This is a genomic window from bacterium, from assembly GCA_028820935.1.
Classification (GTDB): Bacteria; Actinomycetota; Acidimicrobiia; order Spongiisociales; family Spongiisociaceae; genus Spongiisocius.
In genome coordinates this window covers 13,404-29,306 of record JAPPHZ010000005.1, presented here as the reverse complement: position 1 = coordinate 29,306, position 15,903 = coordinate 13,404, and the positions used below count along the sequence as shown (strand labels likewise).

The following is a 15,903-nucleotide window of genomic DNA, read 5'->3' as shown; positions in this document are numbered from 1 at the left end:
GGGGTGGGGAACTTCGACGATCAACTCCGGGGAATCTCACTGATCGCCATCACTAGAGCGGCGACTGCTACCAGGCCCACGTTCAGCCAGTCGACCCAGTCACGCTTGCGGGCATTCTGGATCTCCTGGCGGATCTCGCTCAATACCTCGATCTGCGCTACCTGCATCTCCAGCGAGGGTGGGGGCGGCAGCCGTGGCAAACTCTCGAACTCTGGCAGTAAAGGATCTAGCTCCGACGGTGGTGGTGACACGAGGGGGAATTGTGTCTTTGGGAACACAGGGGCCAGATCCGCCATCCGCTCCCTGATCGAGCTCCACTGTTCTGTAAACCCGGAAAGGACATCCCCGACCGCTCGCTGTTGTTCCTCAAGCCCGGAGAAGGCACCCGCCGCAAGCGTGCCGAGGGCATCCCTGACCTTACGCGTTTGTTCCTCAAAGGCTTGGAACAAGAAGGGATCCCCTTCAACAAGGTGAGTTCCACGTCTCTCCAACTCGATTAGCTGCGCAATGGTCCATCCACGGTCCCCGTGGGTCTCCCTCAGTAGCTCGACAAACTCCGCATCCGACAGTTCCCGAAGCCTATCCGCTTTGACTCTGTGTTGACCTCCTTCGGGCACAGGCTCGCTCATTTGATAACTCCTGGTTCCAATTCAGCCCCTCTACCTGCTCAGCCTCCGCAGCGAGAGACCCCCAAGCATAATGGTCACAGCGCCTCCTTCATGGGCGGGTTCATTTCCTTGGCCCCAAGGGGCGAGCGCCAGGGCAGGGACGACTAGGGCGCTGGCTGTCTGGGACAGATGACCTGCCTAACTCGCCTCTGAGTCCCCTCCAGCGGAGGGACTGACCGCGGTAGAGCACGTGTTTCCACCGGAGCGTCAGGTCATCCAACAGACGCGGCACAACGGCCGCGGAGTGGACCTGCCGGAGGGGTCGAACGTGGCTGCCATGCCGAGATGACGGTTGTTGCCGCTATTGCGGTCAGATCGATCGGGACAGCACGGACCACGGTGGACGTAGTGATCTGTCTGACTCCCGCTTGGACCACCAAGGTCCATACAGCCAAGTGTGTCAACGCCGGGCGAAAGTCGCGCGGTTGTGGTCGCTCACAACCTGCGCGGTCTAGTCGGTGACCTCCTTGTGTTCGCCTCAGAGTCGATAGCTCTGGCCTCCGACGAGGATGCCCTCGGCGTGGCGGACCAGGCGCTAGCCCCCTAGCTCCGCGCGTCGGGAGTCATGGCCGTGGCGGAATGTGTGCTGGTTGCGGGCCGACTTCTGATGGATTCCGGCGAGATGGCCCCGCTGTCGGAGCGACCCAGTCTGAGCGTCGGCGCCGGGTGGGTAGTCACGCTGCGGGGGACAGACCATCGATCCAGTCGCAAATGTCCTGTTCCCGCCAACCCACCGCCCGGGTGCGTTCACCGCCGATACGGATCGGCGGAGGGAACGACCCGTCCCGCTCCCGACGCCAAATCGTGGTCCTGCTCAACCCGGTGATCTCCAGCACTTCGGGCAGTCTCACCACCCGCCCACTCCCAGGAGGCGACACCGAGCGTCGACGCCTGGAACTCGGCTTCCTGCTGCGGTGGGTTTGGTTTCTCATCCGCATTCCCTTCTCTTGCGCAACGCCCGGGCTCTTGTGCCAGCCCTTCAGTCTGTGGTCTCCTATCCGATGGGATCGTCGCGGGCGTTTGGTTGTCATCGAACATACCCAAGGCGATCCGGAACCCGGTCGCGGATCCACCCCCCAAGGGGTCGCGCTCAACCGCAACCGGTCGCGTATCCACCCCCGAGCGGTCGCGCATCCACACCCCAACGGTCGCGCATCCGGTCGCGCATCCCCCTGACCTGGGCTTTTACCAGCGCCCGAACAGGGGTCGAGGGTGCTCGCAGCAACGTTGGGGGTCGGCGGCACCGGGGGCCGGCAGCCGGCCCCCGGTGCTGTCGGGGAGATCTGTTCTTCGTCGCACGCCACCCAAGGGGGACACACGTCCCCGCAGAGGCCCTTTTGGGGGTAGCACCGCGGCCACCGACCGAGGCGGAGTGGCCAACAGACGGTAGGCACGCCGGGTTGGCCGGGGAAGGGTGCAGATCCTGGAGGCGCTCAAGACGCCTCTACCAGGGGTTTTGTCAGCGTCTAGTAAGGGAGGAAGCGGGTAGTAGCACTGGCAAGGGAGAACAGCGAAGGCGGTGCGGTAATCGGCCGGTCGGGGAGCGGGAAGCTAGCTGCGGTGGGGTGGATGCCAAGATGACCGAACTAAGGGTGGGGACGTATGTCCGGGTGGGAGGGGACATATGTCCCGCGAGGGGCGTCAACTGTGGTTGAAAGGCGAAGCCAAGTTTTCATTAAAATGAGGACATATGTCCCCCTGGGGTGGAGGACATATGTCCCACCAGCGGCTTTCTGAAGGCAACGCGCCTGTTCATGGCACAGGCTTATCAGCTCCGAGCCAGCGTCACACCGCATGGGAGCCGTGTACTAAGCGCCCGCCGAAGATCTCGGCCATGCCGTGCTGACGCTAAAGGCCCACCTGGTCCACGTCCCCCGCCCCCAATGCCTGATCCGTATCCTCAGAAACTGGCGGCACCCGGCAGATGGCGACTACGTTCCACCGATGCCCGCTGAGACGGTGGTATCGGCCGCAAAAGAGCGCCCGGTCGCGTATCCACCGCATCCGGCCGCGCATCGCGGTCGCGTATCCCACCGCATCCGGCCGCGGATCGCGGTCGCGTATCCCTCTGACCAGGGCGTTCGCGCTCTTCCGTTGGATACGCCGGTGCCTATGCGAGGACACGGCCGGCTGAGCCTCCTAGAGCCCCATGGCACCTATCGCAAGATGTGCTTCAAGCATGTCCGCCGCTTTCGGGGCCTTCGCGGTATCAGGGCCAGGTGGCCCGATTTAGCGGGGATTTCCCCGCCGTGTCTGCGGCGCTGGTTACGATAGTTGTCAGATAGCGACTTTGAGAGGGGGTCTGGGTGTTTCCGGTTTCTTCGATCCCCGCTGTGAATGTGGCGACTGTGCCTCAGCGGTCCCCGTTGCGGTATCCAGGCGGCAAGACATGGTTGATTCCTCATGTTCGGGCGTGGCTTGAGCCGATGCAGCCTCGCCCGAATCTGCTTGTGGAGCCATTCTGCGGGGGTGCTACGGTGTCGCTTACCGCGGCGTTTGAGCGTCTGGTGGAACGGTGCCTGATGGTGGAGCTCGATCACGACGTTGCGGCCTTCTGGCATTGTGTTCTCCGACACGGAGAGGATTTGAGGGGGTTGGTGGAGGATTTCGAGCCGACCCGGACCAATGTGTATGCGTTGGCTTCGGAAGCGCCTCGGGATCTCTTGGCTCATGGCTTCCGTACCCTTGTCCTTAACCGCACGCGGCGGGGCGGGATCCTCGCCGCAGGAGCATCGTTGTCTCGGGTTGGGGAGAACAACAAGGGTGTGGCTTCACGGTGGTACGCCCAGACGCTGATAAGGCGGTTGGCAGATATCGAAGACCAATCCGACCGGATTGCGTTCTGCGAGGGGGATGGGATGGCGGTGCTTGAGGCGGTGGCCGACTTGCCGGGTACGGTGGCGTTCGTCGATCCGCCCTATACCGCCGGCGGCAAGAGCGCTGGCAAACGTCTGTACACGCACCACGTCATCGACCATCGGGCACTTTTTAAGACCCTCGCAGGGTCGAGTGTCGACTTTCTGATGACCTACGACAAGGCGCCGGAGATCGTGGAGTTGATCGGTGAGTTCGGCTTCCACGCGGCGGAGGTCATGATGAAGAACACCCACCATTCAAGGCTGCCGGAGTTGGTCATCAGCCGCCGGCGCCTCTTCAGTTGAGGGCAGATGCCCCGATCCGGTGAACGCTACGGCATAGCGGAATGGTACGGCCGTCCGTTCCTGTCGCTTGACCCCGAACAGAGGGCAGAGTTCGCCCACCACGCCCAGCTGCGAATGCGCAGCGAGACCCCGGTGTGCCCATTTCAGAAGGGAGCACCGAACTGCTCAAAAAAAGGGGGTGTATGCTCGATACAGCGGTACACAAACGACGAAGGGTACGTAGGTGCGCCGGTTGGTGAACCGGTCATTACGTGTCCGAAGCGTTTTGAGCAATCCGCTCTGGCCATAAGGTGGTTGGCCGAGATCGCAGGATTCCCCGCGACCGAGATTCTCGTAGCGCGAGAGATCCCCTTCATGGTCAAGAAGGACGGAAAGCCGGCGGGCAAGATTGACCTGGTGGTCGGCCACGACGCCGTGACCGGCCTGCGGTGGCATGGGCTGGAGATCCAAGCGGTCTACTTCTCCGGTCGAGGGATGCCCGAAGAGTTCGCTGCCCTTCAGCGGGCAACGGACGAAAGACCACCGTTCCCGCTGCGGGTACGCCGCCCGGACTGGCGGTCGTCAAGCGCTAAACGTCTCATGCCTCAGCTGTCCATCGAGGTACCGACACTGCGCCGATGGGGAGCAAAACTGGCGGTAGCCGTCGACAAACCATTCTTTTCCACCATTGGCGGCCCCAGCGATGCCCCCAGCCAGGATCTCAACGAAGGCGACATCATATGGCTGGTAACCCGGCTCGAGTCCAACCCAGCGGGAGAGCTCACCTTGCGCCGCCACCACTGGGAAATGCTCACCCTGGAAGAATCCGAGGACCGGCTCTTGGCTGCAGACCCCATGACCCGGCACGCGTTCGAGCACGCCCTCCGTTCGAAACTCCGACCACTCGACCAGAACTAACCGAACCTGAAGGATCAGGGTTCGGGACGTTCCGCCATAGACGGAGGTACGAACCGGAAGGACCATTGCGGACTGTTCCGTCGGGAGTCTAGAAGCGGAGTCGCCATCAGATCGGGTGGGTCGTACGACACCTTACCTTTAGGGATGGTCGGGAAAGCCGAAAGATGGCGGTGCTCCCGGCGCCGGCCTGCGCGGCAACGCCCGTCGAACAGTTCCTGGCCTCTGAGTGACTGTCGCCGAACCCTCACCCAGTCGCGCACCTGCCCGAGCATGGCGTCGAAGGCTCCAAAACTGGTAGCGCAATGGTCCCTACGGTAGCAAGCCTAGATAGCCTGCTGGCCCGCTTGAAGCGAACCTGCTGAGCCCGTCAGTTGATCGCAGTTAGCAGGAGAATCTCGCCTCGGTCCGACGTCGGGCGCGCGCGTTACCCCGACCCCGTGGGTGGTCGTTGGGCCGCTTGGTCGGTTGGTCGACCGGACCGGTGTGATTGCCGCCGCTCCCGTACCATTCTCCGGTCGCGCGCCAGAATTCGTAGTGAAGCAGCCACTCACTTGTCCATGGGAGGATGGTGGTGGCGATTCGATCGCCATGGGTCCACTGGCCGGGTTTGTAGAGGCAGAGGCTGCCGTCAGAGAAAGTGTGGGGAAGGTGGCCGTTGGCATCGACAACCAACCCGGGACGGCGTACTGTGATGTGGGGAGGCTTCGGTGGCGCGTATCGCACAACCACGAGGTATGGGTTGCTGATCTCGGTCGGCTGGAGGTCTCCAGTCCATCGTAGTGTCCCCGCCTTCAGCTTCGTGGTGCCGTGGGGATAGTGGCTTCGCAGCAGGTTGATCTCTTGGAAGAGTTGGGGGAGGCGTTTACTGGCCATAGAAGTCGTGGCGGGGTATTTTGGTGCCCCGCCCGTGTGTCAACTTCCCTGACTGGGTGACGGCGAGGGCACCGGCTGCTGTCGCGGAGGAGAGCCTGGTCGCCACGCGCTTCGCTCCTGCTTCCACCGGTGCATTTCCTAGGGAGGTGCTGAGTGACCGTACCGCTTCATCAACGCCAGCACCGACGATCCACCGGTCGGCATCAGCGATCAGAGCTTGGGTCCACCGGTCAAAGTGCGCTTTGAGGGCCGGGTTCGTGTTCCATTTGTCTGCAAAGTTCTCGTCCTCGTGTGCCGGGTTCGGAACCCAGAACTCGGGGTTGCGCCATTCGATGTGGGAGTGGAGATTGTGCGCGATCTTTCGGTACGCCTCGTAGAGGTCGGTCTCGCCGCCGTACGCGTGAGTCGCCAGAGTCGTGATGAGAATGGAAGCCGGCTTGTTGCGAGGCTGGTCGTGGAAGAACGTGTCTCTGTGCAGCTTGAGGAGTTGGACCACACGCTGCAGTGGGGTCCGGACCAGCCAGCGGGGTACGTCTTCGACGTCTCGGCTGAGGGTGGCCGCCAGTTGGACTCTACCGATCTCAACGGCGTCTCCCATGGATCTCCAGAACCAGTCGGCGTATCCGATGGGGTTGCTGTGTTGCCACTGGCGCAGGTCACGATCGGAGAGCAGGATGGCAGTGTCGTCACCGTCAGGATCGGGTATGACCGGTAGCACGTCCATGTGGAACTCATCGTCGGCGTAGACAAGTGTCCAGCAGCGGCCTTTCTCCTCGAGGCCTGGATTCCCGTTCTCGTCTCCGCGAGTTCGCATGTAGGACCGGAGCAGCTTCCCCACCTGGGCGCGGAGTTCGTTCTGGGTGATTGACTCCTTGGCGACGTATCGGAGGAAGACCAGGTCGATGTCGAAGTCGCTGTCGATGGTTGGTCGCACGACCGTTCCCAGCCGGAAGGATCCCTGTGGGTACACGTCTGGATCACCGATGCCTTGGGCTACGAGCCACGAGCCGAGGTCTTTGTATCGACGAACCGCGAGTTCGTACTGCTCGGCCGAGATGTCGAGCGCCTCGACCGACGAGCCGAGCAGTTGTGAGATCAACCGGAGGTTGTTATTGGCCATCGTGGTGTTCCTTCCGATAGTAAGGCTTGTACGGGGAGGGGGAGTGCGTGAGGAAATCTGCCAGCGCCGGCGACCGGGTGCGGCTTTCGGCGCGGGCGCGTCCGATCAGGTCCCGTGGGGTCACCAGGTCGAGCGTGTGAAGGCCCACGGGGGTCGACACGTCCACCCGCAGCAAGTTGTGTCGCCCGAGAATGAGTCGAGCGTGGTTAGTCGCCGCGAGGCACTGTCCTCGCAGCATCACATTGAGACTGTCGGAGCGCCATGTGAGCAGGCCGCCATTGTCGAGGGAGGGTCGCCGGTCGCGGATCTCGCTACTGGTGCCTACGCTGAGGATGCGAATGTGGCCGCGTTCTCCACCGAGGCGATCGAAGCATTCCGCCACGCCGACTAGCGCCGGGTTGTTAGCCCATACACCACCGTCGATCAGACGGTGCGCCTCCATCCGGTGGGCGGGGAGAAAGGTTGGGGCAGCGGTGGTAGCTAACGCGACGTCGACGACCGGCACTCGCCAGTCGCGTCGGAGATCTGGGTGGTGCGGGGTACGGAATAGATGGACGTGATCAGCGGCTAGATCGTAGCTCGGAATCGCGAGTCGCACTTCCGAGTCTCCGAGAGTCCGATCACCGAAAGAGTCCTTCAGCACTGCGCGCAACTTGTTGGCGCTGTATCTCGCTCGGCGAAGCCGACGCAACAATCCGCGGCGTGTTCGCCGTGCTGGAGGGAAGATGTGGTCGCCGTGATCGACGTAGATCGACAGGATATCTGATGGGGAAATGCCAATCCCGAGCGCGAGCGCAATGACACCGCCGGTCGAGGTCCCGACAATCAGATCGAAGTGATCCGCGATCGGGGTGTCGAAGTCTTCCTCCCAAGCGGCCAGTGTTGCCGCTGTGAAGATCCCACGTAGTCCGCCGCCGTCGAGAGCGAGGACCTGTAGGACCGGGACGCAGGGATCCGGCGGTCCAGCAGAGGTGAGCTCTGGCACACTCATGGAAGCTATTACCGGGTGTCGGCCGGCGGGAACGGATCATTGCCCGGCCAGATCGTGTCCGAGTCACGTATCCGGCCATCGGGCCGATGGATCACCAACTCGCCGCCGCCGTCGTTGCGGAGTAATTCCCTGGCTCGGTCGATCCCTTCCGTTTGCGTTTCGGTGCGCGCAATTGCCCGGGCGGCGCCCGGACGGGTTACCTGCCAGCCCCCCGCTGGGTGTGGTGTTACGTGTCGTTCGTTCCGCGAACTCATCTCTACTCCGTTCCCGAACGGGACCTTCCTGTTCTCTATCGGAGTACAATACCAGTTCCTGACCGAGAACGCGCTATTGTCGAACGGGAACGTGAAGCAGCTTTCCCTCCTGGAGTTTCAGCGGCTCCGCCAGCCCGGGCCGGCGGACGTTGTCGCCGCCGCGGACTCCGTCATCGAGGATTTGGCGCTGACTCCCCCTATTGATCCTGCAGTCGTGGCCTCCTACCTTGATGTGTCACGAATCGAAGAGACTGATCTCGATGTCGCGGGGTGTCTTATCTGCGAGGGTCGGAATATCACGATCAAGGTGAGAGCCTCCGATGCAGAGACGCGACAGCGATTCACTATCTTTCACGAGTGTGTGCACACCTTCTTTCGGGGCTTTGAGCTGAAGCCGCGCTACCGATGCGCGCCGTCGGCCATTCCAGGGCAACACAATGGCCTCGAAGCCATGTGCGATCAGGGTGCTAGCTCACTTCTCCTACCCCAGGAGTACCTGAAAGCCGACCTAGCTAGCGCCGACTTCGGGATTGGCACCTTGAGGTACGTGGCACAGACCTACGAGGCCAGCCTCGAAGCGAGCGGACACCGAATCGTGGACCTCGCGCCCTACTCGACCATGTTCGTTGTCCTCGAAGAGAACATAAAGCCAAGCCAGCGTGGCAACCCCCGCGCCGAGCCCAGACTACGTGTTCGTACCGCCCGACACCAGGGGGACTGGCCATTCATTCTCCCCCACAAGTCAGTCAGCATCGAGTCACCCCTCGGGCGTGCCATGCAAGGGGAGCTGGTACATGAACACACGACCCTCGACGAAATCTCGCGAAACCCCGTTCCAGGTGTCGAAGTCTCGGCACGGTTGCTGCCCTACAACGGACGGAAACGCGTCCTTGCCCTCTACCGCCGTCGCACCTAAGAAAGGAGACCGATGATCGCAGCACACAGCCTCCACCAACCATGACCAACGAAACTGACGGGTCAATCGGAGATCGAATCCGCAGGTATCGAAGCGACGCTGGCCTCAGTCTCAGCCAACTATCCATGTCCGCAGGAGTGAGCAAGGGATACCTCTGGAGCCTCGAGAACGTCCCCGACAAGAGACCATCAGCCCAAACCCTCTACGCCATCGCCACAGCACTCGGCGTCACCATGAGCAGCCTCCTCGGCCGACGGCTACTCACAAACCAGCCCACCGACATCCCCGAAAGCCTGCAGGAGTTCGCTGACGCGAAGAGACTCCCCGACAGCGATGTTCGGATGCTGGCGGGCATCGAGTTCCGAGGCGTGCGACCCCAAACCCGCGAGCGCTGGGAGCACATCTACAACGCGATCCGGATGAGTCGGACACTCGACGAGTAGATCTACAACTTGACCGCGATGCAGTTAAGGCAGTAGCTCGGGGTTACCAGGCTCGCCTGACACCGGACCCATCACGTAGCGAGTTGCTCTCCCCTAGAGGGTCTTGGGTAGTTACCCCCCGGCGCCGTCAGATGGCGTGGCTGCGGCCTATTGCCGATCGACCGCTGCTAGTCCGGCCTAGGCGGCTAGCCGACCCTAGGTTGGCAAAGATACGAGTCACCGATCTCGGCCCAAGGTACCGGCTGGAGCGGGTCCGAACTCGCACCTGCTGTCTAGGGACTTTGCCCATCCGATGCTCCAAGAAGGCTGCCCGATGTCGGCTCTAAGACAGTTTCGGTAGTTGATGGTCCGGTCCAGGTCCGCGGCTACATCACCAAATACCTTCGTGCCCGGGCCCCTTCGGCCAGCACCGTGACAGTCTGTGCCCGAAGCACAGCCCAGATGGCATCTACTGTGCTTCGGCGGGACCCTCTAAGCGGTCGCAATGCGGGCGATGCTGCAACGGAGGCGGTACGACATCCCTGGCTGATCCGGCTAGCCGACGTACTCCGCCCAGGCCTCCATAAGGTCACGGCGGCGTTCCAACAGATCACTCCTTGCGTAAGCCTGTTCCGCGGCGTTGCCGACCCGATGCGCCAGGCACGCCTCGGCGACTTCACGGGCGACACCGGTTTCGCCGCACCAGTCCCGGAACGAGCTTCTCATGCCGTGGACGGTGGCGTCGATGCCGACCCTTCCGGGCAGCTTGCTGAGCATCCACCGGGGAATCTCCCCGCCGGTGTCGCGGGGAAACACCAGCGGGCTGCCGTATGAGTAGCGGCGGGCCGCGGCCAGCACTTCAATAGCGGAATGCGAGAGCGGAACCCTATGTTCGCGGCCGGGCTTTGTGCGTTCGGCGGGAACGACCCATGTCCGGGTCTCGTGGTTGACTTCCGACCAGCGAGCACCCAGCGTTTCCGCTGATCGGACGGCGGTGAGTACCAGAAACTCGAACGCCAGGCGGACCGTCGGATACAGGTGGGATGCCCGGACCGTGGCGACCGCGGCCGAGACCTCGCGGTGCGGAAGGGCTCGAAAATGCTTCCGACCGACGGTCTGTCTTGGGAGAGCCGCAAGCACAGCGTCGCCGGCGGGGTTGTCCTGCCTGTAGCCCTGAGCGATCGCCCACTTCATGATCGTGCTGATCCGTTGGCGGGTCTTCCTGGCGGTCTCTGCTTTAGTGGTCCAGATCGGAACGATGCAGGCCATCACGTCGGCTGATGTGACCGCGTCAACTGGCGTCGATCCGATGGCGGGTAGCACATACGTCCCGAGGGTCGCACGCCATGACTCTTCGGTTCCGGGGCTCTTCCACTTCGTTGCGTGCATAGCGATGACCGTCTCAGCCGCCCGCGTGAAGGTTGGCACCCCGTCGGATCGGAGCGCTACGGGGTCGCCGCCCTTCCGGGCGGCCTTGCGGTAGTCGAACGCTTCGGCGCGGGCCTCCGCGAGGCTCACATACGGGTAGCCACCCAAGCCGAGGTCACGTCGGCGACCGTTGACGGTTCCTCGCCAGATCCACTGCTTCGACCCAGATGGCTGAACCCGAAGTATTAGGCCGTGCTGATCGCCATACTTGCCCGGTTTGGTCACTCCGCGCACGAACGCGGCTGTCAATCTTGGCATATCCCGCTCGTACTCTATCCCACTCTGTGTCCCACAGTACGCTGAAACTACCAGAAACCAGCCGGGAAGTCCAGCAACAGGGTGAAAACGAGGATGAGGGTACCTGTCAGGCGAAAAAGGCTAATGAACTGGGGATTCAGGACGTAAGAGCCTGTGTGAAACGGCTAGAAACCGGTGGGCCCACCTGGATTTGAACCAGGGACCTCATCCTTATCAGGGATGCGCTCTAACCAACCTGAGCTATGGGCCCGTGAAGACGTCATGCTACACGATGCCTGGTTGCACCATCTAGGCCGGCGCCGCGGCCCGGGGGATATCCCGACCCGGGATCGCAACTTCGTAGGATGGTTCGCATGCCTGTTGACCTCGAGGCCGCACTCGCCGCGGCCGACCGGCTGCGCGGCTACGAGCTGGAGTTGCTCGGCTCGCTCGTGGCGCGCCGGAGCGTGCGCGGCGAGCCATCGGACATCCATGAGCTATGCACCGAGCAACTGGACCGGCTCGGGATGGAGGTGGACCTGCTCACCCCTCGCGTAGGCGATCTGGAGAGCCATCGCGAGTGGTGCCCGCCCCAGCCGGATGTCGCGGAGCCGGAGGGTCTGGTGAGCGTGGTCGCGTCCCGCGGCGAGGGGCCGGGCATCCTCCTGTTCGCCCACATCGACACCGAGCTGCCCGACCCGGGCGACGGATGGGGTACCGATCCGTACCGGGCTACCGGGATCGGCGGGCGGATCCACGGCGTGGGCGCCGCCGACGACAAGGCCGGGGTGGTGTCGGTACTGGCGGCGGCCCGGGCGCTGATCCCGCACCTGGAGGGGGTTCGGGTAGTGATCGGCCTGGTCCACGGGAAGTTGGGAGGCGGTCTGGGGACCCTCCCCGCCATGGATAGGGTCGGCGATGTGGAGGCGGCCGTCTACTGCCATCCGGCCGAGACCGGCTGGGGGATGGCCCAGTTCAAGATCGCCACCCGCGGGTTCTTCAACGTCCGTATCGAGACCGCGGGCCGGCGTCCGCCGCCGGTGGAGATACGTACCCCGAACTCGGAGGACCCCCGCGAGGGGATCAATGCCCTGGATCGCCTGCGGGGGGTTCTCGATGCGGTGGACAGGTGGGCGGACCGGGAGGACCTGTTGTGTTCCGTGAATCGCCTGTCTGCGGGCGTGGGCCCGACCGTGCTACCGGAACAGGCCGTGGCGGAGGGCGCCGTCTGGTTCCGGCGCGGCACCTTCACCGAGGTCTACGAGCACCTCGCCACCGTCGCCATGGAGGCCGGCACCGCTTCGACCAGCCTGTTCGGTCTGCGATCCAACCCGGCCGAGGTTCCCCCCGGCCATCCCCTGGTAGGCCTCACCGCCCGGGCCGTCCGCGCCGAGACCGGGGCAGCTCCTCGCGTCTACCCGGCCCACGTGGCCTCGGACATCCGCTTCCCGATCCGTTGCCTGGGAGCGCCCACGGTCGGCTTCGGCGCCCTGGCGGGAAACTTCTACGGCCCCGACGAGTGGGTGGACGCCGAGGACATGCACCGGGCGACCCGCGTGCTCGTCCGGATCGTCTCGGCCTGGGCCGACGAAGTAACCGATGGAAGGCCCTGGCCCCGGATCGAGGCCTGACCCGCGTCCGGTCCCGCCCTCGCCACGGCGCCGTGCGCGGATTCAGATGGCTTCGCTACCACGGTCCGCGGACCCGTACCGGGACACGATGTCCGGGATGGCCACCATCACCATCGGGATAGCGACGTGCTTTATCACGTGCGACATGTCATATCCGAAGAACGGTCGCCTGCTGAGAGGCCGGTTCGTCGCGCCCATCACCAGGAGGTCCAGGCCCCCGGTGTTGGCGGCCTCGACCAGGGCCCCGGCCGGGCGGGTGACCGGTTTGACCTCGGCGTTCACTCTCGCCCCCAGGCGCTCGCCGAACGACACCGATTCCTCCACCAACTCCAGGCCCGCCCCGTGGTTCTGGCTGCTGCTCGACGGATCGAGGTAGAAGGTTGCGTCGCGCGTCTCCGCGATCAGGTGCAGCGCGAGAACCGACCCGTCGTTGTGGGCGGCCAGGGAGTATGCCACCTCCTCGGCGGCGCGGGAGGCCCGGTTCGACTCCACCGACAGCAGCACCGTCCGCACGGTCAGGGAACCGGGGTCCGGCAGCCCGCCCTGGAGGCCGGGACCGGGATACCGGAAGATGAGGGCGGGCAACTCCAGCCTGGCGAGCACCCGGTCGATCACAGAGGAGAAGACCCGGCCGGCGTCGGTGGTCTCCGTAGCTCCCAGTACAACCAGGTCGTAGCCGAGCGCGGCCTCACGGAGGATCGCTTCGGCCGGGTCGCGCCGCCGGCGGATCAACCGGCACCGATCAGACCCGAGCGTCCTGATCACCTCTCCCGGGCCGGCGTCCTCCTCGACCGCGTCCCCCAGCAGCCGCTTCCGCCAGCCTGCGGGACGGTCGGCGACCGTCAGCACGGTCACTTCGGCGTCCGGGAACAGGACCTTCAGCTGGTGGGCGGCGTACACGCTGTTGGTGCCTCCACGGGTGGGAAGGAGAATCCGCCTCGATCCCAGGATCTGCGCCTGTGATCGGATGGCCTCCGACTCCAACCGGGCCTGCTCCTCCTCGCCGGCCTCCATTCCCCGCACCGCCAGCCTCAGCATGATCGGAGCGACCAGCGAGGTGACGATGGCCGCCACCACGATCACGGTGTACCCGGTGTCGCTCAGGACGCCGAGGCTCAGGCCGACCAGCGCCACCACGATCCCCATCGCGCCGAGCGCCGACAGGCCCGATCCGAGGGCCAGGCCCTCTCCGGAGCTGAGACCCGACCGGCGCGCGCCCACGAAGGCGCCGGATATCTTGGCGGCCACCGCTATCACGATGAGCGCCACGGTCCAGATGATGGCGCTGGGGCTGGCCAGCAGACCGATGTCGACCCGGAGCCCGCTGAACGCGAAGAAGACGGGAGCGAAGAACGAGTCGGTGACCGTCTCCAGGACGTGCCTCACCGCGCCGACCTGGTAGCGCAACGTGGCGAGGATGATCCCGACGATGAACGCTCCCAGGATGGCCTCGAGGCCCAGGGCCTGGGTGACGGCGCCGCCCCCGATGGCCGCTACCAGGCTGACCGTGAGAGCGGCCGGCAGGTTCCGCCCGCGCCGTAGCGCCAGGCGCATCGCCTGGTCGAGCGCCCACCTCCCGACGGTGGCCGCCAGCACCAGGAACAGGACGAGACCCCCGAGCGAGGCGAGCAGGTCGGAGGCCCGGAAGCCGTCCCTGGCTATTCCGGCCAGGCCGGCGAGGATGAGCCACCCCACGGAGTCCATGGTCATGCTCACCGCCAGGGTTACCTGGCCGAAGTTGCGCCGCAGCATTCCCAGGTCCGCCAGGATCTTGGCGACAACGGGCAGGGCCGCCACCGACAGGGCCAGCGCCATGAAGGCGGCGTACAGGCCCCTGCCGGAATCCCCGATGAAGGAGGATGGCGTCAGCAGGGCCACCACCCCCACCACGACCAGCGGCACGAGCAGGCCTCCCGCCGAGACGTTGACGGCGGCCCGGCGGAAGCGCATGATGATTCCCAGGTCGGTCTCGTACCCGATCACCACCAGCAGCATGATCACCGCCAGCCAGGCCACCCCGTACACGACCGATCCGGCGGTTGAGTCCGAGAAGAGCCAGTCGAAGACGCCCGGGTAGAGCTTGCCCAGAACGCTCGGGCCGATCAGCACCCCCGCCAGTATCTGGCCCACCACGGGTGGCTGTCTCAGCTTGTTGGCGATTCCGCCCAGCAGGCGGGCGGCCCCCACCAGCAGGGCCAGCTGCATCAGGAAGACGAGCACCTGGTGTTCGTCCAGGGTGCCCCCCGACCCGGCGGCAGCCAGCACGGCGACCATCATTAGGCAGCGGTGGTCCGGACGCGTCGCCGCAAGGAGGCGACCGTGCTAGACATGGACGGCCTCGGTGGGGTCAGTCGCGGTCGGGCAGGACCCTGGCCCACCACTCCTTGGCCGCGGAAATTCCTCCCACGCCGAAGGCGATCACCAGGATGGCGCCCACGGTCCCGACCACGGCTATGAAGAGGGTGTTGACTATCTCCTCGCCGATGTTCAGCGTGTTGAGGGCGACGAATATCCCGAGGGCGATCACCGCCCACCGCGCCGTGGCGGGGAGCCACCGGATGTGACGCTCCTGCGACCACGGCGTGGACAGCTCGGCTAGGAAGGCACCCAGCGCGGCCGCCACGATGACGATGACGATCGCCGCCACCACCAGCGGCAGGTATCCGATCAGTCCCGTCAGGATGTCGCTGAGGTACTCGACATCGAGAGCCTCGGCCGTAAGGAGGAACACCACCAGCAGGGCGATCCAGTAGATGGCTCGCGCTGCCAGGTCGGTAGCGGTGTAGCCGGCGGCATTCAACCGGTCGGAAAGACCGGCCCGTTCGAGCAGGGCGTCGAGGCCCACCGCCTTGAAGAGGCGCTGGAACACCCTGTGTACCAGCCGGGCCACCAGCCAGCCGACGACCAGGATTATCAAGGCCCCGATCAGCCTTGGCAGGAACGAGAGAATGGTCTCGCCTGCGTTCTCTAGACCATTTGAAAGACCATCGATCAGGTCTGACATCGATTACCTCCGTGGGTTGGTTCGGTTGTTGCGTAGCGACTCGTCGGCGTGCGGTCGGCGGTCCGGCCGTGCGGGGCTGTCGATTTCCGGCCGTGCGATCCGGGGGCGGGTCTGGAGGGATATCCCCACCGGGGGCGCGGAATGCCCTGCACCTGCACGGGTGTGTCGAGAATGGGGACCCCCAACAGCGCCTCCACGGTCACGGGAAACGGCCTTCGTGTGACTGCCCGGATTCTACTCCCGGGTGACCTTCATCCCTGGTAATGGCTCCGATCCCGACACAACGAGAACGCGAAAAACG

General features: G+C 64.5%; 13 protein-coding genes and 1 tRNA gene. 5 read left to right on the top strand and 9 right to left on the bottom strand.

The window, feature by feature from the left end; genetic code table 11:
• Window positions 1-20: 20 nt before the first annotated feature.
• Together OXM57_00540 and OXM57_00535 are read right to left on the bottom strand one after the other, a co-directional pair.
• On the bottom strand, window positions 21-629 hold the full coding sequence (locus OXM57_00540) for a hypothetical protein (GenBank protein MDE0351169.1): 609 nt from the start codon (window positions 627-629) through the stop codon (window positions 21-23).
• 713 nt (window positions 630-1,342) lie between these two features.
• Complete coding sequence (locus tag OXM57_00535; protein ID MDE0351168.1) at window positions 1,343-1,600, bottom strand: AlpA family phage regulatory protein; 258 nt, start codon at window positions 1,598-1,600, stop codon at window positions 1,343-1,345.
• 1,803 nt (window positions 1,601-3,403) lie between these two features.
• Here OXM57_00535 and OXM57_00530 point away from each other — a divergent pair.
• On the top strand, window positions 3,404-3,829 hold the full coding sequence (locus tag OXM57_00530; GenBank protein ID MDE0351167.1) for a hypothetical protein: 426 nt from the start codon (window positions 3,404-3,406) through the stop codon (window positions 3,827-3,829).
• A gap of 6 nt (window positions 3,830-3,835) precedes the next feature.
• Window positions 3,836-4,726, top strand: coding sequence for a NotI family restriction endonuclease (locus tag OXM57_00525; GenBank protein ID MDE0351166.1), 891 nt, complete (start codon window positions 3,836-3,838; stop codon window positions 4,724-4,726).
• Window positions 4,727-5,588: 862 nt separating this feature from the next.
• Here OXM57_00525 and OXM57_00520 read toward each other — a convergent pair.
• Genes OXM57_00520 through OXM57_00510 form a run of 3 tightly spaced genes read right to left on the bottom strand, consistent with a single transcriptional unit; the run spans window position 5,589 to window position 7,964 of the window.
• Complete coding sequence (locus OXM57_00520) at window positions 5,589-6,719, bottom strand: nucleotidyltransferase (protein ID MDE0351165.1); 1,131 nt, start codon at window positions 6,717-6,719, stop codon at window positions 5,589-5,591.
• Window positions 6,709-7,710: a CBASS cGAMP-activated phospholipase gene (locus OXM57_00515; GenBank protein ID MDE0351164.1), complete on the bottom strand. Its 1,002-nt coding sequence runs from the start codon at window positions 7,708-7,710 to the stop codon at window positions 6,709-6,711. Before OXM57_00515 ends, OXM57_00520 begins: the two co-directional genes overlap by 11 nt.
• A gap of 8 nt (window positions 7,711-7,718) precedes the next feature.
• Window positions 7,719-7,964: a DUF2188 domain-containing protein gene (locus OXM57_00510; protein ID MDE0351163.1), complete on the bottom strand. Its 246-nt coding sequence runs from the start codon at window positions 7,962-7,964 to the stop codon at window positions 7,719-7,721.
• A gap of 91 nt (window positions 7,965-8,055) precedes the next feature.
• Between OXM57_00510 and OXM57_00505 the strand changes: the two genes are divergently transcribed.
• Together OXM57_00505 and OXM57_00500 are read left to right on the top strand one after the other, a co-directional pair.
• A complete protein-coding gene (locus tag OXM57_00505; GenBank protein MDE0351162.1) occupies window positions 8,056-8,880 on the top strand; it encodes an ImmA/IrrE family metallo-endopeptidase in 825 nt (274 codons plus the stop codon).
• 41 nt (window positions 8,881-8,921) lie between these two features.
• Window positions 8,922-9,323 (top strand): helix-turn-helix transcriptional regulator, encoded by a 402-nt coding sequence (locus OXM57_00500; GenBank protein ID MDE0351161.1) that lies wholly within the window; start codon window positions 8,922-8,924, stop codon window positions 9,321-9,323.
• Window positions 9,324-9,857: 534 nt separating this feature from the next.
• On the opposite strand, the gene OXM57_00495 is transcribed toward OXM57_00500, so the two are convergent.
• Both OXM57_00495 and OXM57_00490 read right to left on the bottom strand, forming a co-directional pair.
• Complete coding sequence (locus tag OXM57_00495) at window positions 9,858-10,988, bottom strand: integrase arm-type DNA-binding domain-containing protein (protein ID MDE0351160.1); 1,131 nt, start codon at window positions 10,986-10,988, stop codon at window positions 9,858-9,860.
• A gap of 175 nt (window positions 10,989-11,163) precedes the next feature.
• A tRNA-Ile gene (locus OXM57_00490) sits at window positions 11,164-11,238 on the bottom strand.
• A 103-nt stretch (window positions 11,239-11,341) separates the two neighbouring features.
• On the opposite strand from OXM57_00490, the gene OXM57_00485 reads away from it, so the two are divergent.
• Window positions 11,342-12,598, top strand: coding sequence for a M20/M25/M40 family metallo-hydrolase (locus OXM57_00485; GenBank protein MDE0351159.1), 1,257 nt, complete (start codon window positions 11,342-11,344; stop codon window positions 12,596-12,598).
• Between the two features lie 42 nt (window positions 12,599-12,640).
• Here the strand turns inward: OXM57_00485 and OXM57_00480 are convergent, their stop codons facing one another.
• Window positions 12,641-14,863 carry a cation:proton antiporter gene (locus OXM57_00480; protein ID MDE0351158.1) on the bottom strand — a complete coding sequence of 741 codons (2,223 nt, stop codon included), beginning with the start codon at window positions 14,861-14,863 and terminating at the stop codon, window positions 12,641-12,643.
• An 82-nt stretch (window positions 14,864-14,945) separates the two neighbouring features.
• On the bottom strand, window positions 14,946-15,602 hold the full coding sequence (locus OXM57_00475) for a hypothetical protein (GenBank protein ID MDE0351157.1): 657 nt from the start codon (window positions 15,600-15,602) through the stop codon (window positions 14,946-14,948).
• Window positions 15,603-15,903 lie beyond the last annotated feature (301 nt).